Below are 17,774 nucleotides of genomic sequence, written 5' to 3'. Positions count from 1 at the left end.
CCGGCGCCGCCTCGTCAGGCGGCGTTGGTTTCAGGTAATGACGAGGCATCGAGCACGGCCATGAACTGCCGCAGCCAGGAGGGATGCGCCGGCCAGGCCGGCGCCGTGACCAGGTTGCCGTCCGAGACCGCATCGGTGATGGAAATATCGGCGTAAATGCCGCCGGCAAGTTCGACTTCCGGCCGACAGGCCGGATAGGCCGAGCAGGTGCGGCCCTTCAACACGCCGGCGGCGGCAAGCAGCTGCGCGCCGTGGCATATGGCGGCCACAGGCTTTCCGGCATCGAAGAAGTGCCGGACCGATTGGATGACGTCGGCATTGAGGCGAAGATATTCCGGCGCGCGGCCGCCTGGGATGACCAGGGCATCGTAATCCTCCGCCCGAACGCTGTCGAAAGTGGCGTTCAGTGCGAAATTATGGCCCCGTTTTTCCGAGTAGGTCTGATCGCCCTCGAAATCATGAATGGCGGTGGCGACGGTCTCACCCGCGTTCTTGCCCGGGCAGACGGCATCGACCGTATAGCCGCAGGCGAGCAGCGTTTGAAACGGCACCATCGTTTCATAATCTTCGGTGAAGTCACCCGTGATCATCAGGATCTTAGAAGCTGGCATCGCATCCTCCTTGGAAACCAACAGACGAAGATTAACAAAGACCGCCCAGCAGCAGGTACTATGGGAATACTACAGGCGAAATTCTCGGCCGGAACCAGGTGAGCATCGCGACGGGAGCGTTCTCGGATCCCTTTCCGGATGTAAAACGGTTGCGTCCATCAAGCGGCAGATATCAAACCGTCCTGACCGTCGCATCCGGGAGGGCACAGGCCTCGCCGCCGCCGAAGAGACGGGAACGGGTGAGGAAGCGTTTCTCGCGCCCGTTGTCGAGCGAGAACATGCCGCCGCGGCCCGGCACGACGTCGATGATAAGCTGCGTATGTTTCCATGCCTCGAACTGGCTTGCGCTGATATAGACCGGCACGCCGCCGATCTCGCCGAGCTTGACGTCGCTGTCGCCGACCATGAATTCATTGGCAGGATAACACATCGGCGAAGAGCCATCGCAGCAGCCGCCGGACTGGTGGAAGAGGATATCGGGATGATCCCGCTTGATTTCCGCGATCAGATCGAGGGCCGCATCGGTGGCGAGAACACGCGGTTCGCCGTTGACGGTCGTTTCCATGGTTCTTCCTCCAAGGTCTCGGTTCCCCTGCCCACAAGGGCCCTTGTGGGGAGGGGTTAGGGAGGGGCTTTGACACTCCCCTCCCATCATTCAGAAAGCTTCTCAGAAGAAACCCAGTGCCTTCGGGCTGTAGCTGACCAGCATGTTTTTGGTCTGCTGGTAATGCTCGAGCATCATCTTGTGGGTTTCGCGACCGATGCCGGATTGCTTGTAGCCGCCGAAGGCGGCATGGGCGGGGTAGGCATGGTAGCAGTTGGTCCAGACGCGGCCGGCCTGGATCTCGCGGCCGAACCGGTAGCAGCGATTAGCATCGCGGCTCCAGACGCCGGCGCCAAGACCGTAGAGCGTGTCGTTGGCAATTTCCAGCGCCTCCTTCTCGGTCTTGAAGGTCGCGACCGACACCACCGGCCCGAAGATCTCTTCCTGGAACACACGCATCTTGTTGTGGCCCTTAAAGATCGTCGGCTTGACGTAATAGCCGTTCGCCAGTTCGCCGCCGAGATCATTGCGCGAGCCACCGGCCAGAACCTGGGCGCCTTCCTGCTTGCCGATGTCGAGATAGGCGAGGATCTTCTCAAGCTGCTCCGTCGATGCCTGGGCGCCGATCATCGTTTCCGGATCGAGCGGGTTGCCCTGTTTGATCGCCTCGACGCGTTTGACGGCTTTTTCCATGAAGCGGTCGTAGATCGATTCCTGCACGAGGGCGCGGCTCGGGCAGGTGCAGACTTCACCCTGGTTGAGGGCGAACATTGCAAAGCCTTCGAGCGCCTTGTCGAGGAAGTCGTCATCCTCGGCCATCACATCGGCGAAGAAGATGTTCGGCGATTTGCCGCCGAGCTCCAGCGTCACAGGAATGAGGTTCTGGCTGGCATATTGCATGATCAGCCGGCCGGTCGTCGTTTCGCCGGTAAAGGCGATCTTGGCGATGCGGGGGCTGGTCGCCAGCGGCTTGCCGGCCTCGATGCCGAAGCCGTTGACGATATTGAGCACGCCGGGCGGCAGCAGGTCGCCGACGAGTTCCGCCCAGAGCAGGATCGAAGCGGGGGTCTGTTCGGCCGGCTTCAGCACGACGCAGTTGCCGGCGGCAAGTGCCGGCGCCAGCTTCCAGGTCGCCATCAGGATCGGGAAGTTCCACGGAATGATCTGGCCGACAACGCCGAGCGGCTCGTGGAAGTGATAGGCGATGGTGTCGTGGTCGATCTCGCCGATCGAACCTTCCTGGGCGCGGATGCAGGAGGCGAAGTAGCGGAAGTGGTCGATGGCCAGCGGAATGTCGGCCGCCATGGTTTCGCGGATCGGCTTGCCGTTGTCCCAGGTTTCGGCCTGGGCGAGCAGTTCCAGCTTGTCCTCCATCCGCTGGGCGATCTTCATGAGGATATTGGAGCGCTCGGAAGCCGAAGTCCGGCCCCATTTTTCCTTGGCCGCGTGGGCCGCATCCAGCGCGAGATTGATGTCCTTTTCATCGGAGCGCGGGATGTCGCAGAGTTTTCCGCCTGTGACCGGCGTCACGTTTTCAAAGTATCTGCCTTCGACCGGCTCGCGCCATTCGCCGCCGATATAGTTGCCGTATTTCAGCTTGAACGGCGATTCCACGATTTTCTGATGAAGCATGTCATCCTCCCTTGATGATCCAGGTTCCAATCGAACCAGTGGGAGCAAAATGTGCGCGTTTTGCCGAAGGGAACAGGGTGGAGGATCAATACCGCAGCGCACACTGTCGCAGACATGCGACAGGGTCGCGTTTTGATTGCGATGTCCTATGGAACCGCTGGCGCCTGGTTTAATGCAGGCCCAACTTCTTCATCTTCCGGTGGAGCGTGGCGCGGCTGATCCCGAGGGCGATCGCCGCCTGTGAGACATTGCCGCTGGTGCGCGATAGCGCTCGCAGCAGGGCCGCTTTTTCCGCTTCCACAATCTCTTCCTGTTGTGAGACGGCGGCTTCATGGAGCGCATCGGCGGCGGGGATGCCGGCCGCGATCCGTTTGTCGTCCAATTGCAGCGCGATCCGGGCGGCGCGGGTGGCGCCAAGGACAAGGTCATGCCTGTCGACGGCAAGCAGGGCGGCGGCGGAATTCGCGCTCGTCGGGACCATCAGGAAACGGGCGCCGGCAAAGGCCGATCGAAAGAGATTGAGCTCGATGCGCATCGCCGCGTCGCGCACGGTCTGCGTGAGGATCGCCAGCGTCATCTCGTTGACCTCGTCGCGGCAGGTGGAGATGTCTAGTGCAGCGGCCAGTTCGCCGCGATGATCGCGGATCGGGGCCGTCGTGCAACTCAGGCGGATATTCGAGCAGAAGAAATGTTGATCCCGAAAAATGGCGACGGAACGCTCGTCGGCAAGGGCGGTTCCGATGCCGTTGGTGCCCATGCTCGCCTCGGTCCATACCGAGCCGGTCCATAGGCCAAGATCATAGAAATCCTTGTCGTCGCCGGCAGAGCCCCGGCGCTCCAGCGCAATGCCCTTCCTGTCCGTCAGAAGAATGCAGCAGCCGGCCCTGCCGACCGTGGTAAAGAGGCGGTCAAGTTCCTCGGTTGCGCCGGCGATCAGCTGTTCCGACTGTTTACGAGCGTCAAGAAATTCCTGGTCGGTAAGACGCACCGGCGGGCGTTCGTCCTCGGGAACGAGGCGATGCATGGTCATACACCGCCGCCACGACGCGACGATCGGAGAACTCGCAGCAGCGGAATTCCGTTGCGCAGAGGTATAGACATGCTCCGCATGTGCTGACTGTTCCTGCATCTGCTCCTCCCACGGAACTTCAGCATAGTCTGATGGAAAAGCGGCCGGTTTGCAATTGCACGCTCGGCGGCCTCCCTCTTCGCCCTTGGTGATCAGACGCAGTGCTGAAAAGCTTCAAGGATGGTCGCACGACATCGTGCTCCACTTCATTGATCTAGATCTGGTTCAAGACCAACGATGTCTATCGCGACAGCCGGGCCTCGATGCCGCGCGCGGCTGCCCTGCCGGTCGCAAGGCAGGCGGTGAGGAGATAACCGCCGGTCGGCGCCTCCCAGTCGAGCATCTCGCCGGCGACGAAGGTGCCCGGCAGCGCCTTCAGCATGAAGCCTTCGTCGATGCTGGTCCAGCGGATGCCACCTGCAGAGGAGATCGCCTCGGCGATCGGCCTCGTATCGAGAACCGGTACCGGCAGAGCCTTGATCGCGCCGGCGAGACGTTCGGGATCGGTCCAGTCGCGGGCGGGCGCGAGTTCGCGCAGCAATGCCGCCTTGACGCCGTCAAGCCCAGCGCCCTTGCGCAGGCGGTTTGAAAAGCTCGACTTGGTGTCCTGCCGCCTCAAGTCGCGCGCCAGCCTTTCTGTCGTCCGGCCCGGGGCGAGGTCAAGCGTCAGGGCAGCGTTGCCGTGGTGCTGCAGCCGGTCGCGGAGGCTGGCCGCATGGGCGTAGACCAGGCTGCCTTCGATGCCGCTGCCGGTGATGACGAACTCGCCGGGAAAGGTGCCGGCTTCGGATGTGGCGGTGACCGACTTGACGGGCTCGCCGGCGAAACGCGTACTGAAGCTGGCGCTCCAGCCGACGACGAAGCCGCAATTGGCGGGCCGGAAGGCGTCGATTTCGACGCCTCTCTCGGTCAGCCACGGCAGCCAGGCCGCATCCGAGCCAAGGCGCGGCCAACTTGCGCCGCCAAGCGCCAGCAGGGCGGCGTCGCAATGGGCGATGCTACGCCCTTCCGGCGTTTCGAAAACGTAACCGTCTTCGACAAGGCCGGTCCAGCGGTGGCGGGTGCGCAACGCAACCCCCCGCTCTTCCAGCCGTTTGAGCCAGGCACGCAGCAAAGGAGAAGCCTTCATCACCTTCGGGAAAACCCGGCCGGAGGAGCCGACGAAGGTCTCGGTACCAAGCCCTGCGGCCCAATCCCTGATATCACCGGGAGTAAAGGCATCGAGAGCGGGACGCAGACGGGCTGAAGCCGTTCCGAAGCGCGTAACGAAACGGGCATAGTCCTCCGAATGGGTGATGTTGAGGCCTGATTTGCCGGCCAGCAGGAACTTGCGAGCGAAGGTCGGCATGGCGTCATAGATCGTTACCGCATGGCCGGAGAGCGACAGCAGCTCGGCAGCTGCAAGACCCGCGGGGCCGCCGCCGATGATCGCAATCCGTTTCTGGCTCATGATGTCTTCGCCCGATTCCTTCCGGCGCAGTTTTGCCGCGGGCGCCGATCACCTGCAAGAGTACAGGTTCGTCAATGGTGAGAATGTGTGCACTGACCGTGGTCGGCGAGAACCTCGATGACGCGGCATTGGTCGACGCGGCCGTGGCCGCAGCTCTCCACCATCATTTCCAGCTCGGCCTTCAAAGCCATCAGGCTGCGGATGCGCTGCTCGACTTCGGCGAGGCGAGCCTTGGCGATGGCGTCGGCCGAGGCGCAGGACTGGTTTGGATCATCCTGCAATGTGAGCAGCGTGCGAATTGCCTCGATCTCGAAACCGAGCTCTCGGGCATGACGAATGAAAGTGAGGCGGCTGATATCGGCAGGTTCGAAGGATCGCTGGTTGCCTTCGCTGCGGCTCGGGGCCGCGAGCAGGCCGATGCTCTCGTAATAGCGCACCGTCGGCACCTTGACGCCGCTTCGGCGGGCCGCTTCGCCAATCGTAATCTTTTTCATGATTTTCTCTTGCACCTCTAGTCGCTAGAGGATGTAGGAGGGGTGCTTCTGTTTGACAAGGAAGCGCATCATGGTTGAGACGAGCGAGACACGATACAGGGTCGGCGGCATGGATTGCGCTGCCTGCGCGACCAAGATCGATACCGCGGTCAGGCGCGTAGCAGGTGTTGTCGATGTCTCCGTCTCGGTGGTGACGGGCACCATGACCGTCCGGCATGACGGCAGCAGCGATCTCAAGGCAGTCCAGAGGAAGGTGACGGGGCTTGGTTATTCCGTCTCGCCGTTTACCGGAAATGCGAAGCTCGCGCGTGAAGACCGCCCGCACCATCATCACGATCATACCGCTCATGATCACGACCATGCCCATGACGACGAGAAGGAAATTGACGGCCGGCATGGGGACGACCATGCGCCGATGGCCGGTCGCTGGTGGCGGAGCAGGAAGGGCCGGCTGACCATTTTTTCGGGTGGAGCGCTCGTTGCCGCCTATGCCGTCGGCCATGTGGTGCCGGCGAGTGCGTCCTACGCCTTCTTCGTCGCGATACTGGTCGGTCTGCTGCCGATTGCGCGGCGAGCCGTCATGGCGGCTTTGTCCGGCACGCCGTTTTCGATCGAGATGCTGATGACGATCGCCGCCGTCGGCGCCGTCATCATCAATGCGGGCGAGGAAGCGGCGACCGTCGTCTTCCTGTTCCTCGTCGGCGAGTTGCTCGAAGGCGTGGCGGCGGGCAAGGCGCGCGAAAGCATCCAGTCGCTGACGGCCCTGGTGCCGAAAACCGCGCTGCTCGAAGACAATGGCCAGATGCGGGAGGTGCCGGCGGAAAGCCTTGCCGTCGGCGCGGTCATCATGGTTCGCCCCGGCGACCGCATTTCGGCGGACGGCGTCATCGTCTCAGGCGAGAGTGCGATCGACGAGGCCCCGGTGACGGGCGAGAGCACGCCGGTGCGCAAGGGCGTCGATGCCGGCGTCTATGCCGGTACGGTCAACGGTGATGCGGTGCTCAGGGTTCGCGTCACGGCGGCCGCTGCCGACAATACCATCGCCCGCGTCGTCAAGCTGGTGGAAGAAGCGCAGGAATCGAAGGCGCCGACGGAGCGCTTCATCGATCGGTTCTCTCGCTATTACACGCCGGGCGTGGTCGTCGTCGCCGCACTTGTCGCGGTCGTTCCGCCGTTGTTTCTCGGCGGCGCGTGGGGTGAATGGATCTACAAAGGCCTTGCCATCCTGCTGATCGGCTGCCCCTGCGCGCTCGTCATTTCGACGCCGGCGGCGATCGCCGCTTCGCTGTCGGCGGGCGCGCGGCGCGGGCTCTTAATGAAGGGCGGCGCGGTGCTGGAGACGCTCGGCACGGTGACGATGGTCGCCTTCGACAAGACAGGCACGTTGACGGAAGGCAAGCCTCGGGTGACGGACATTGTTTCCTTCGGATTGGGCGAGGCGCAGCTCCTGTCGCGCGCGGCTGTGCTCGAGCAGGGCTCCAGCCATCCGCTGGCACTGGCGATTCTCCACCGCGCCAAGGCGGACGGCGTGCCCGTGCCGCCGGCCTTCGAACTGGAAGCGCTGCCGGGCAAGGGTGTCACCGGCAAGGTCGGCGGCGAGACATTGGATCTCTTGTCGCCGCCCGCCGCCCGCGAGTGCGGGGCGCTGAACGGGGAGCAGGAAGCGCGTATTGCAGGGCTCAATGATGAGGGCAAGAGCGTATCGGTGCTGCTCGTCAATGGCACTGCGGCCGGCCTGATCGCCATGCGCGACGAGCCGCGCGAGGATGCCGGGGCGGGGCTCTCCGCGCTCAAATTGGCCGGTGTCAAGGCGATGATGCTGACCGGCGACAACAAGCGGACGGCGGCAGCCGTCGCCGGCATGCTCGATATCGACTGGCGCGGCGAGATGATGCCCGAAGACAAGCAGCGGGTCGTCGGCGAATTGAAGCGTCAGGGCTTCGTCGTCGCCAAGGTCGGCGACGGCATCAACGACGCGCCGGCGCTCGCCGCCGCCGACATCGGTATCGCCATGGGCGGCGGCACCGATGTGGCGCTGGAGACCGCGGATGCCGCCGTGCTGCATGGACGCGTCGGCGACGTGGCGCGGATGATCGCGCTTTCCAAGCGGACCATGCGCAATATCCTTGAGAATATCACCATTGCGATCGGGCTGAAGGCTGTCTTCCTGGTGACGACGATCGCCGGCATGACCGGGCTCTGGCCGGCGATCCTCGCCGATACCGGTGCCACGGTGCTGGTGACGATCAACGCGCTCAGGCTGCTTCGTGTACGGGGATGAATGTTTTGCCGGTGGCGGTTTGAAGACCAGCGATTCGGGGCCGGTCATCCGTTAGGTCGGCGCTCGGTTTGCTGACAAGGTCTCATGCTCGGCCTTGTGCCGGGCATCTCACCACTGCAATTATCTGGCAGGAAAGCTCTTATTTTCAGAATGGACCTGGGTGGATCGTCGGCACAAGGCAGCACAAGGCCGAGGATGACGTCGCGGGTTTTGCGTCGTCTATCCGCAGCCTGGCAGCTGGCTATAGGCCAGCCCCACTACGGTCATCTCCAAGCCTGTTTTCGTTAAGCTTTCGTTGTCCATGTTTTTCACAGGAATGCAGCGATTTCAAACCTGCCGTAACGCAATGCACAAACCATCCGTTGACGTGAATTACGATTCGCGTACTATATCTAGTGTTCAAGGTTCCTTCGATTCGTGAGGATCGGGGGCTAAGACGGGAATACGGTGCGCTGCGCCATCATGGTGCGACAATGCCGGAGCTGCCCCCGCAACTGTAAGCGGCGAGCAACTGTCCGATTTCAGGTCACTGGAGCATGATGCTCCGGGAAGGCTGGGGCAGGGTGCTTCGACCCGTGAGCCAGGAGACCTGCCTCGAACGCAACGTCCACGGGCGGGGTGTCCGGAAGGTCGCGTGCATGAAGCGGAATGATCCGTGTCTGTTGCGCTGCCCCGAACGTCCGCATGAGCATTTCGGGGGTTTGAAGTCATGTCGAGAACATCAAAGCCGCCGCCCGTGCACATCCTGCGAGGGATGATGTCGGGCGTTTAAAGCGCCAACTTTGCCAGATCATTATCAAGCATTGCCCCGGACGTCGCACGGCGCCCGATCCCAGTCCTGTGTCCTGCATTCACTGACATCACGAGGAAGATGATGAGCGTTACCGTTTACAGCAAGCCGGCCTGTGTCCAATGCACGGCCACTTACCGCGCCCTCGATCGCCTGGGCGTCGATTATGAGATCGTCGATATTTCCGAGGATGCCGAAGCGCTCGATCGCGTGCTTGGCATGGGCTACATGCAGGTTCCGGTCGTCGTTGCCGGCGAGCAGCATTGGGCGGGCTTCCGCCCCGACATGATCAGCGCGCTCTCCTGACCGGAGAAAAGCGGTGGGGCTGATCGTCTATTATTCCAGCCGATCCGGGAACACCCATCGTTTCGTCGAGAAGTTGGGATTGCGCGCGACGCGCATTCCCGTCGGCGCTGAAGACATCCACATTCGCGAACCCTATGTGCTGATCTCGCCCACCTATTGTGGGGACGGCGGCCCAGGGATCGTCAAGGGCGCCGTGCCCAAGCAGGTGATCCGTTTCCTCAACGAGGCGGAAAACCGCTCCAACATCCGCGGCGTGATTGCCGCGGGCAACAGCAATTTTGGCGAGACCTACGGGCTTGCCGGCGACGTCATCTCGAAGAAGTGCCAGGTGCCGTACCTCTACCGGTTCGAGCTCCTGGGAACAGCCGAGGATGTCGCCAATGTCAAAGACGGGATGGGACGATTTTGGACACGGGAACAAATCTGACGCGGGATACAGGCGCAAAACCACTTAAAGCGGCCGAAACACTCGACTATCACGCACTGAACGCGATGCTGAACCTCTATGACGATGAGGGCAGGATCCAGCTCGACAAGGACCGCATGGCGGCCAAGCAGTATTTCCTGCAGCATGTGAACCAGAACACCGTGTTCTTTCACAATCTCCGGGAAAAGCTCGATTACCTCGTGACCGAGGGCTATTACGAGCGGGAGGTTCTCGACCAGTATTCCTTCAATTTCGTCCGCGGCCTGTTCGATCAGGCCTATGCGCGGAAATTCCGCTTCCCGACCTTCCTCGGCGCTTTCAAATATTACACCAGCTATACGCTGAAGACCTTCGACGGAAAGCGCTATCTCGAGCGCTATGAGGACCGCATCTGCATGGTGGCGCTGACCTTGGCGCGGGGCGATGAGGCGCTTGCCCGTGACATGGTCGACGAGATCATTTCCGGGCGTTTCCAGCCGGCGACGCCGACTTTCTTGAATGCCGGCAAGAAGCAGCGCGGCGAACTCGTTTCCTGCTTCCTGCTGCGGGTCGAGGACAATATGGAATCGATCGGCCGGTCGATCAATTCGGCACTGCAGCTATCGAAGCGCGGCGGCGGCGTGGCGCTGTCGCTGACGAATATCCGCGAGGCCGGCGCGCCGATCAAGCAGATCGAGAACCAGTCCTCCGGCATCATCCCGGTGATGAAGCTCTTGGAAGATAGCTTCTCCTACGCCAACCAGCTCGGCGCGCGCCAAGGCGCGGGCGCGGTCTATCTCAACGCGCATCATCCCGACATCATGCGTTTCCTCGACACCAAGCGCGAAAATGCCGATGAGAAGATCCGCATCAAGACGCTGTCGCTCGGCGTCGTCGTGCCTGATATCACCTTCGAGCTCGCCAGGAACAATGAGGACATGTACCTGTTCTCGCCCTATGACGTGGAGCGGGCCTACGGCGTACCCTTCACCGAGATCTCGGTGACGGAAAAGTACCGGGAGATGGTGGCGGGCGCCCGTATCTCGAAGAAGAAGATCAAGGCGCGGGAATTCTTCCAGGTGATCGCCGAAATCCAGTTCGAGAGCGGTTACCCCTACATCATGTTCGAGGACACGGTGAACCGGGCGAACCCGATCGCCGGCCGCATCTCCATGAGCAATCTCTGCTCGGAGATCCTGCAGGTGAGTGAGGCGAGCGAATATAATGGCGACCTCTCCTATAAGGATCTCGGCAAGGACATTTCCTGCAATCTCGGCTCGCTGAACATTGCAGCGGCGATGGATTCGGCCGATTTCGGTAAGACGATCGAGACCTCGATCCGGGCGCTGACGGCGGTGTCGGACATGAGCCATATCGCCTCGGTTCCCTCGATCGAGAAAGGCAATGACGAGAGCCATGCGATTGGCCTCGGCCAGATGAACCTGCACGGCTATCTCGCCCGCGAACGCATCTTTTACGGCTCCGAGGAAGGCGTCGATTTCACCAACATCTATTTCTATACGGTGACCTACCACGCGATCCGCGCCTCGAACCTGCTTGCGGTCGAACGCGGCACCAGCTTCAAGGGCTTCGAGAATTCGAAATATGCCTCGGGCGAATATTTCAACAAATATACGGAGCAGGAATGGAAGCCGGCGACCGGAAAGGTGCAGGCGCTGTTCGACAAATCAGGCATCCCCGTTCCGACGAGGGAAGACTGGCTTGCGCTGAAGAAGGCGGTGATGGCCTCCGGCCTCTATAACCAGAACCTGCAGGCGGTGCCGCCGACGGGATCGATCTCCTATATCAACCACTCGACCTCCTCGATCCATCCGATCGTCTCGAAGATCGAGATCCGCAAGGAAGGCAAGATCGGCCGCGTCTATTATCCGGCGCCGTTCATGACCAGCGACAATCTCGACTTTTACCAGGACGCCTATGAGATCGGGCCGGAGAAGATCATCGATACCTACGCGGCGGCGACCCAGCACGTCGATCAGGGCCTGTCGCTGACCCTGTTCTTCCGCGACACGGCGACGACGCGCGATATCAACAAGGCGCAGATTTACGCCTGGAAGAAGGGCATCAAGACAATCTACTACATCCGCCTTCGCCAGATGGCGCTGTCGGGCACCGAGGTGCAGGGGTGTGTGTCTTGTACGCTGTGATTTGATTTCGGCCGCGAGCCTTTGCGCGAGTGGCCCCTCATCCGCCTGCCGGCACTTTCTCCCCCGATGGGGAGAAGACATCTGCGGCAGGCGCGACATCCCCTTTCCCCTCGGAGAGAGGGTAGGGTGAGGCGGCTGCGAACGCCAACAATCTATTGGAAAGACATCATCATCATGAACATAGCCGTAAAGCCGATCAGCCGCGTCCGCGCCATCAACTGGAACCGCATCGAGGACGACAAGGATCTCGAAGTCTGGAATCGCCTCACCGGCAATTTCTGGCTGCCGGAGAAGGTGCCGCTGTCGAACGATATCCCCTCCTGGGCAACCCTGACTGCGGCCGAGCAGCAGCTCACGATCCGGGTCTTCACCGGATTGACGCTGCTCGACACGATCCAGAACGGCGTCGGCGCCGTCAAGCTGATGGAGGACGCGGCAACACCGCACGAGGAGGCAGTGCTCTCCAATATCTCCTTCATGGAGGCGGTGCATGCACGCTCCTATTCCTCGATCTTCTCGACGCTCTGCCTGACGCCAGATGTCGACGATGCCTATCGCTGGTCGGAAGAGAATGAATTCCTGCAGCGGAAATCGGCGCTGATCATGGAGCAATATGCCTCTGGCGATCCCTTGAAGAAGAAGGTCGCGAGCGTCTTCCTCGAGAGCTTCCTGTTCTATTCCGGCTTCTATCTGCCGATGTACTGGTCGAGCCGGGCAAAGCTCACCAATACGGCCGATATGATCCGGCTGATCATTCGGGACGAGGCGGTGCACGGCTATTATATCGGCTACAAGTTTCAGCGCGGACTGGAGCTGTTGTCCGAAGAGCGCCGGCAGGAGATCAAGGATTTCGCTTTCGACCTCTTGCTCGAACTCTACGACAACGAGGCGAGATATACCGAGGCGCTCTATGACGGCGTCGGGCTCAGCGAAGACGTCAAGAAGTTCCTGCATTACAACGCCAACAAGGCGTTGATGAACCTCGGCTACGAGGCGCTGTTCCCGACTGAGGCCTGCAAGGTCAATCCGGCGATCCTGTCGGCGCTGTCGCCGAATGCCGACGAGAACCACGACTTCTTCTCCGGCTCCGGGTCCTCCTATGTCATCGGCAAGGCAGTGGCTACCGAAGATGAAGACTGGGATTTCTGAGACTTAATTGCAGTCTCCCCTTATCTTTTGCTTCGCCATCGACCACATTCACGGAAACTGAATTCGGTATTCGTCGGTGATGCGGCGTAGTGGGGTTTCGATGTCCTCTTTTTTGAACAATGCCGGGGCTGTTGTTGAAACGGACGAAGGCACCTGGCCGATCCGCAGGAGGCGGATCCTCGACTGGCTGGTGAACGAGACGCGCGGCGAGCGCTTTATCGACAACATCCTGGTGGCAATGTGCGAGAAGCTGTTGGCGGCCGGAGTGCCTGTGGCGCGCGCGACGCTGCATTTCAGGACGAACCATCCACAATGGATAGGCGCCCGCATCCTCTGGAAGGAGGGCATGGCGGAGGCGAAGATCAACACATTCGCCTATGGTGTCGAAAACACGCCGGAGTTCCTGAAGAGCCCCGTCAACGCGATCCATCAGGGGGCAGAGGAGGTGCGCAGGCAGCTGGAAGGCAAGGCCGACGCCGACGAGGATCCGTTCTTTCAGGAGATGCGTAACGACGGCCTTACGGAGTACATCGCCTGGCCGATCGAGCACACTTTCGGCAAACGCCACGTCGCGACATTTTCTACGTCTCGGCCTGGCGGTTTTACGAGCGAGCATACCGATTTCCTGCGCGATCTCCTGCCGGCGCTAACGCTCGTCAGCGAGATCAGGCTGAAGAACATCATGGCGCGGACGCTGCTGCAGACCTATGTGGGGCCGCATGCGAGCGAGCATATCCTGTCGGGTGTCACGACCCGCGGCAGCGGCGCGACCGTCGGCGCGGCCATCATGATCTGCGATCTGCGCGACTTCACGGCGATCTCGGATCTCTGGCCGCGCGACGACGTGATCCATCTGCTGAACGACTATTTCGACGCCATGTCGGACCCGATCGAACGGCATGGCGGGGAAATCCTGAAATTCATGGGAGACGGGCTGCTGGCGATCTTCCCGTTGGCCAAGGAAACGGCCTGTCTCGATCTGCTGCAGGCGATCCGCGAGGGGCAGGCGTCAATGGCCGAGCTGAACGAGGAGCACCGCCGCACGGGACGCGAACCGCTGCGTTACGGCGTCGGTGTGCATGTCGGTGACGTCATGTACGGCAATATCGGGTCGCGCCGACGGCTGGATTTCACCGTCATCGGCCCGGCGGTCAATGTCGCCTCGCGGCTGGAAAGCCTGACCAAGGAGGTCAGGCGTCCGGTGCTCTTGTCGCGCGCCTTCGTCGAAATGGCGGGTTGCGCGAAAGACATGGACAGTCTCGGCACCTTCCCGCTGCGCGGGCTCGGAGAGCCTGTCGATGTCTTCGCTTTTCCGGCACGCTAGAGCATGTCGCGCAAAAGTGCGCAGCGATTTTGCGAAGCCGAATTGCGTAAGAACAAGGACCCTAAAGCGTGGAGCGAATCGAAAGAGCGCGACACCCTTTAGGCGGGCTCAGACGCCTCGCTTGTTTCCCCAAAGCAGCACGTGCAACTGCGGCAGGACGCGCGGCGCAAACCATCGGTCGACCGTCACCTTCTCGACAAGCCAATGCATGCGATCCATCACGCCGTCGATATCGATGCGCGCGTCGTCGTCTTCGGGCGGCGGCGGTGTATGGTTGCCCGGCTGAAGGTACAGGGGAATACAAGGGTAGCGCTGGCCCACCTCTCGCGCGAATGCGTAGTCGACATCATCAAAGATGACGACTTTCAGCGCGATCTCCGGCCCGCCGGCGGACAGCCGTAGACAGTCGTCGATATCACCCCAATCGGTTTGCATCCCGCTCGACGGCGGCTTGGGGCTCAACACCAGAACATCGAGATCGCGAAACCAGTTCCGCGCCACACTTCCCTGCGTTTCCAGCGCGAAGCGATATCCCTGGGAATGACCGAGTTCGATCAGCGCCCCCAGGGGCTGGATAGCGGGATTGCCCCCGGAAAGGGAAACCGTCAATGGTCTGCTTCCGGAAAGTCTGGTGACCTCCTGCCAGATCGCCTCGACGGACATCGGCATCCATTGATCTCGGAACGCGCTGTCGACCGCGTGAAGGCTATCGCACCAGGAGCAGCGATAGTCACAGCCGCCCGTCCTGACGAACACCGTCGGCAGCCCGATCAATGCGCCTTCGCCCTGTATGGTCGGGCCGAAGATCTCGCTGATGCGGATGGTCTCCGCGCTCATGGTCTGTACTCCGCCCAGGTCTTGGGCGTCTCGCTGACACGGACGGACGAAGTTTCGGGGAAGCGCTGCTTGCACCAGTCGTAGAAATGCCTGGCCAGGAACTCGGAGGTGACTTTCGAATGACCGAACACGTCATTCAGATGGCGATGATCGAGAGCCTCGTCGATATAGCGCTTGAGCGGTGAGAGGTCGTGATAGTCGCGAACGAAGCCGTCGTCATTGAGGGTTTCGGCAGAGAGCTCGACGACCACGATATAGTTGTGGCCGTGAAGCCGGGCGCATTGATGATCGCCCGGCAGATGGTCCAGCTGATGCGAGGCAGAGAGATGAAATTCCTTGGTGATGCGGTACATCAACGCACCTCCGTCGTGGCATATTGCGACATCGCCGCTTTCCAAAAGTCGCTGTCCTCATATTCCGTGGGATCGGCGACACCGGCAAGATGGAAGGCTTCGCGGCGTTCGACGCAGGTTCCGCAACGCCCGCAATGGAAATTGCCGCCCTTGTAGCAGGACCAGGTTTCCGCGAAGGGCGTGCCATGTTTTGCGCCATCGCCCACGATCGCCGCTTTGGAAGCCTCGACATAGGGTGCGAGCAGCTTGACGCTGGCATAACCGTCGAGCGCCTCGTTCTGCATGCGCTGGAAAGCATCGATGAAGCCCGGACGGCAGTCTGGGTAGATGAAGTGGTCGCCGCCATGCACGGCGACGGCAACGGCATCCGCTTTCTGTGCGGCCGCCAAGCCGAAGGCGATCGCCAGCATGATGGCGTTGCGGTTCGGCACCACAGTGGCCTTCATGGTTTCCTCGGCGTAGTGGCCGTCTGGAACATCGACATTGTCGGTCAGGGCCGATCCGCTGAGATGGCCGCCGAGGGCGGCGATGTCGATGATATGATGGGGAACGGCAAGCCGCGCCGCGCATTTGGCGGCGAAGTCGAGTTCCTTGCGATGCCGCTGGCCATAGTCGAAGGAGACGAGGCCGATAAGCTGTTCTTCCGCCGCCATTCTGTGGGCAAGCGAAACAGAGTCGAGTCCGCCGGAGCAGACAACGATGGTTTTCATATTTTGGATCCCTTGTTTTGACCGGGTGGGCTGCGACCGGATTACGTGGTGCTTCTAAGTCAAATCACGCGCCATGAAAACAGTTTTAATATGACCGCCCTTCGATCGGAAAGTTGATCTGCGGCGGCAGCAGGAGGTGCAAATCCTCGGCGTCGGGATTATTGATGCGCTGCAGCAGCATGCGGCCGAGATCCTCTCCTGCCGCCGTCAAATCCTCGTGGATCGTGTCGACCTTCGGGTGCAACTGGGTGAGAAGGCGGGATGTCTCCTTGGCGACGATGTCGTAGTCGCCGGCGAGTGTGCGGCCGGCATCGTTCATGCCGCTGATGACCGCAAGCGCCGAAACTTCGCCGGGACAGACGAAGCCATCGGAAGCCCCCGGGGCGGCGGCGCGGTTGCGGATGAAGTCGCGAAGCACATCCGCCGGCGTGTCGAGATCGACTGTCTCGGGGATATCATAGGCGACGCCCGCCTGGCGCACCGCCGTCATGAAGCCGTGCAGGATATGTTGGCAGAAGGTCAGCCGTTTCGGCGGCAGGATCACCGCCACCTTGGTGCGGCCCTTGGCGATCAGCCGGCGCGTCGCTTCATAGGCAAAGGTGAAATTGTCGTAGTCGACATAGGGATGCGGTGTCGAAAATTCGGTGCGGCCGTGACAGATGAAGGGAAAGCCGGCTTCGAGCAGCAGGCGGACGCGGGCATCGAGCGGCTCGGTCCGCGTGAAGATCAGCCCGTCGGCAAGGTGGTTGCGGATGATGTATTCGGCGGCTTCGGCGTTGGTCGTCGACAAGAAGTTTGGGGCGACGACAAGATGGTAGGGTGTTTCTTTCAGCGCCTTGGCGATGCCGTACATGATCGAGGTGGTGAAACCGACCACCTCCTCGTGGGGATCGAGCAGGATGGCGACGACATTGGTGCGGCCCGTCTTGAGACGCTGCGCCGCCCGATCCGGAAGATAACCGATCTCGCGGGCGATGCGGTGCACGCGTTGGCGGGTCTCGAGCGAAATCTGCGGCGCATCGGAAAGTGCTCGTGACACCGTCGTCACCGCCAGACCGGCGATGGTGGCGATCGTCCGCAAGGTCGGCTTGCCGCGCTTGCGGGCGAGATCGAGATTTTCACCGCGATGCGGCCGGGACGGTTCGGTCACTCTGGGCTTTCCATGCTGGAATTGCCGATACAATAACACGATGACTCAGGTGCGCAATCTGGCAATGAAAACGATTTAAATTTTAACGCCTCATTATCCTTTTGGACTATTTGAATGTAATTCAACAGGTTATGGCAATAGCCATATTTTTCTCGGGAGTCGAGAAAGGGCTTGACGACCAAGAGCTTATAACGTTTTAAATTGTTAACCGCGCGGAGGAGCGCGGCTTCATGCCGACTGCTGCAATGGCGGGACGCATCTGGTGGCGGGGAGGGTCCTGCCGCCAATTTCAAACGGGAGGAAATTCATGCGCAAGTTCATGAGCTCGGCGGCGATTGCTGTCGTGATGGTTGCTGGTTTGGGTGTGGCCCATGCTGCCGACGTGAAGGAAGTGCAGATGCTGCACTGGTGGACGTCGGGGGGCGAGGCAGCGGCTTTGAACGTCCTGAAGCAGGATCTATCGAAGGAAGGTTTTGCCTGGAAGGACGTCCCGGTTGCCG

16 protein-coding genes, 1 pseudogene and 1 riboswitch are annotated in these 17,774 nt (G+C 61.2%); of the genes and pseudogenes, 7 read left to right on the top strand and 10 right to left on the bottom strand.

Going from position 1 to position 17,774, the window contains the following annotated elements; all coding sequences use genetic code 11:
- Positions 1 to 14: 14 nt before the first annotated feature.
- The 6 genes from HJC00_RS30965 to HJC00_RS30940 form a co-directional block, all read right to left on the bottom strand.
- Positions 15 to 611: a DJ-1/PfpI family protein gene (locus tag HJC00_RS30965; RefSeq protein ID WP_210629711.1), complete on the bottom strand. Its 597-nt coding sequence runs from the start codon at positions 609 to 611 to the stop codon at positions 15 to 17.
- 172 nt (positions 612 to 783) lie between these two features.
- On the bottom strand, positions 784 to 1,176 hold the full coding sequence (locus tag HJC00_RS30960; protein WP_221165113.1) for a DUF779 domain-containing protein: 393 nt from the start codon (positions 1,174 to 1,176) through the stop codon (positions 784 to 786).
- A gap of 102 nt (positions 1,177 to 1,278) precedes the next feature.
- A complete protein-coding gene (gene adh, locus HJC00_RS30955; RefSeq protein WP_210629712.1) occupies positions 1,279 to 2,787 on the bottom strand; it encodes an aldehyde dehydrogenase in 1,509 nt (502 codons plus the stop codon).
- A gap of 169 nt (positions 2,788 to 2,956) precedes the next feature.
- Positions 2,957 to 3,916 (bottom strand): helix-turn-helix domain-containing protein, encoded by a 960-nt coding sequence (locus HJC00_RS30950; protein ID WP_210629713.1) that lies wholly within the window; start codon positions 3,914 to 3,916, stop codon positions 2,957 to 2,959.
- A gap of 181 nt (positions 3,917 to 4,097) precedes the next feature.
- The gene (locus HJC00_RS30945) at positions 4,098 to 5,306 is read right to left on the bottom strand and encodes a TIGR03862 family flavoprotein (RefSeq protein WP_210629714.1); all 1,209 of its coding nucleotides are present in this window, start codon (positions 5,304 to 5,306) and stop codon (positions 4,098 to 4,100) included.
- A gap of 71 nt (positions 5,307 to 5,377) precedes the next feature.
- A complete protein-coding gene (locus HJC00_RS30940; RefSeq protein WP_210629715.1) occupies positions 5,378 to 5,800 on the bottom strand; it encodes a helix-turn-helix domain-containing protein in 423 nt (140 codons plus the stop codon).
- A 70-nt stretch (positions 5,801 to 5,870) separates the two neighbouring features.
- On the opposite strand from HJC00_RS30940, the gene HJC00_RS30935 reads away from it, so the two are divergent.
- From HJC00_RS30935 to HJC00_RS30910, 6 genes are all read left to right on the top strand, one after another.
- Entirely contained in the window at positions 5,871 to 8,081 is a 2,211-nt protein-coding gene (locus HJC00_RS30935) for a heavy metal translocating P-type ATPase (protein WP_221165112.1), read from the top strand.
- Between the two features lie 385 nt (positions 8,082 to 8,466).
- A riboswitch (cobalamin riboswitch) is annotated at positions 8,467 to 8,693 on the top strand.
- A gap of 262 nt (positions 8,694 to 8,955) precedes the next feature.
- Entirely contained in the window at positions 8,956 to 9,177 is a 222-nt protein-coding gene (nrdH, locus tag HJC00_RS30930) for a glutaredoxin-like protein NrdH (RefSeq protein WP_210629717.1), read from the top strand.
- Between the two features lie 13 nt (positions 9,178 to 9,190).
- Positions 9,191 to 9,604, top strand: coding sequence for a class Ib ribonucleoside-diphosphate reductase assembly flavoprotein NrdI (gene nrdI, locus HJC00_RS30925; RefSeq protein WP_221165111.1), 414 nt, complete (start codon positions 9,191 to 9,193; stop codon positions 9,602 to 9,604).
- Positions 9,583 to 11,751 carry a class 1b ribonucleoside-diphosphate reductase subunit alpha gene (gene nrdE / locus HJC00_RS30920; RefSeq protein ID WP_221165110.1) on the top strand — a complete coding sequence of 723 codons (2,169 nt, stop codon included), beginning with the start codon at positions 9,583 to 9,585 and terminating at the stop codon, positions 11,749 to 11,751. The genes nrdI and nrdE overlap by 22 nt, the downstream gene beginning before the upstream one ends.
- A gap of 174 nt (positions 11,752 to 11,925) precedes the next feature.
- Complete coding sequence (gene nrdF, locus HJC00_RS30915) at positions 11,926 to 12,900, top strand: class 1b ribonucleoside-diphosphate reductase subunit beta (protein WP_210629720.1); 975 nt, start codon at positions 11,926 to 11,928, stop codon at positions 12,898 to 12,900.
- 100 nt (positions 12,901 to 13,000) lie between these two features.
- Positions 13,001 to 14,224 carry an adenylate/guanylate cyclase domain-containing protein gene (locus HJC00_RS30910; RefSeq protein WP_221156773.1) on the top strand — a complete coding sequence of 408 codons (1,224 nt, stop codon included), beginning with the start codon at positions 13,001 to 13,003 and terminating at the stop codon, positions 14,222 to 14,224.
- A 108-nt stretch (positions 14,225 to 14,332) separates the two neighbouring features.
- On the opposite strand, the gene queE is transcribed toward HJC00_RS30910, so the two are convergent.
- From queE to HJC00_RS30890, 4 genes are all read right to left on the bottom strand, one after another.
- Entirely contained in the window at positions 14,333 to 15,061 is a 729-nt protein-coding gene (queE, locus tag HJC00_RS30905) for a 7-carboxy-7-deazaguanine synthase QueE (RefSeq protein WP_210629722.1), read from the bottom strand.
- Positions 15,058 to 15,414, bottom strand: a complete 357-nt coding sequence (queD, locus tag HJC00_RS30900) for a 6-carboxytetrahydropterin synthase QueD (RefSeq protein ID WP_210629723.1) — start codon at positions 15,412 to 15,414, stop codon at positions 15,058 to 15,060. Before queD ends, queE begins: the two co-directional genes overlap by 4 nt.
- A complete protein-coding gene (gene queC / locus HJC00_RS30895) occupies positions 15,414 to 16,124 on the bottom strand; it encodes a 7-cyano-7-deazaguanine synthase QueC (RefSeq protein ID WP_221165109.1) in 711 nt (236 codons plus the stop codon). The genes queD and queC overlap by 1 nt, the downstream gene beginning before the upstream one ends.
- Positions 16,125 to 16,209: 85 nt before the next feature.
- Complete coding sequence (locus HJC00_RS30890; RefSeq protein WP_210629725.1) at positions 16,210 to 17,274, bottom strand: LacI family transcriptional regulator; 1,065 nt, start codon at positions 17,272 to 17,274, stop codon at positions 16,210 to 16,212.
- A gap of 307 nt (positions 17,275 to 17,581) precedes the next feature.
- Between HJC00_RS30890 and HJC00_RS30885 the strand changes: the two are divergent.
- Positions 17,582 to 17,774, top strand: a pseudogene (locus HJC00_RS30885) (sugar ABC transporter substrate-binding protein); the annotation flags it as partial.

Source organism: Rhizobium sp. NLR22b (assembly GCF_019685295.1).
GTDB lineage: Bacteria > Pseudomonadota > Alphaproteobacteria > Rhizobiales > Rhizobiaceae > Rhizobium.
This window is presented reverse-complemented; position numbering and strand designations above follow the sequence as displayed.

Bases quoted from the DNA above. Each gene is read 5' to 3' on its own strand.
- HJC00_RS30940 (WP_210629715.1), bottom strand. From the start codon at position 5,800: ATGAAAAAGATTACGATTGGCGAAGCGGCCCGCCGAAGCGGCGTCAAG.
- nrdH (WP_210629717.1), top strand. From the start codon at position 8,956: ATGAGCGTTACCGTTTACAGCAAGCCGGCCTGTGTCCAATGCACGGCC.
- nrdF (WP_210629720.1), top strand. From the start codon at position 11,926: ATGAACATAGCCGTAAAGCCGATCAGCCGCGTCCGCGCCATCAACTGG.
- HJC00_RS30965 (WP_210629711.1), bottom strand. From the start codon at position 611: ATGCCAGCTTCTAAGATCCTGATGATCACGGGTGACTTCACCGAAGAT.
- queC (WP_221165109.1), bottom strand. From the start codon at position 16,124: ATGAAAACCATCGTTGTCTGCTCCGGCGGACTCGACTCTGTTTCGCTT.
- HJC00_RS30945 (WP_210629714.1), bottom strand. From the start codon at position 5,306: ATGAGCCAGAAACGGATTGCGATCATCGGCGGCGGCCCCGCGGGTCTT.
- HJC00_RS30910 (WP_221156773.1), top strand. From the start codon at position 13,001: ATGTCCTCTTTTTTGAACAATGCCGGGGCTGTTGTTGAAACGGACGAA.
- HJC00_RS30950 (WP_210629713.1), bottom strand. From the start codon at position 3,916: ATGCAGGAACAGTCAGCACATGCGGAGCATGTCTATACCTCTGCGCAA.
- queD (WP_210629723.1), bottom strand. From the start codon at position 15,414: ATGTACCGCATCACCAAGGAATTTCATCTCTCTGCCTCGCATCAGCTG.
- queE (WP_210629722.1), bottom strand. From the start codon at position 15,061: ATGAGCGCGGAGACCATCCGCATCAGCGAGATCTTCGGCCCGACCATA.
- adh (WP_210629712.1), bottom strand. From the start codon at position 2,787: ATGCTTCATCAGAAAATCGTGGAATCGCCGTTCAAGCTGAAATACGGC.
- HJC00_RS30960 (WP_221165113.1), bottom strand. From the start codon at position 1,176: ATGGAAACGACCGTCAACGGCGAACCGCGTGTTCTCGCCACCGATGCG.
- HJC00_RS30935 (WP_221165112.1), top strand. From the start codon at position 5,871: ATGGTTGAGACGAGCGAGACACGATACAGGGTCGGCGGCATGGATTGC.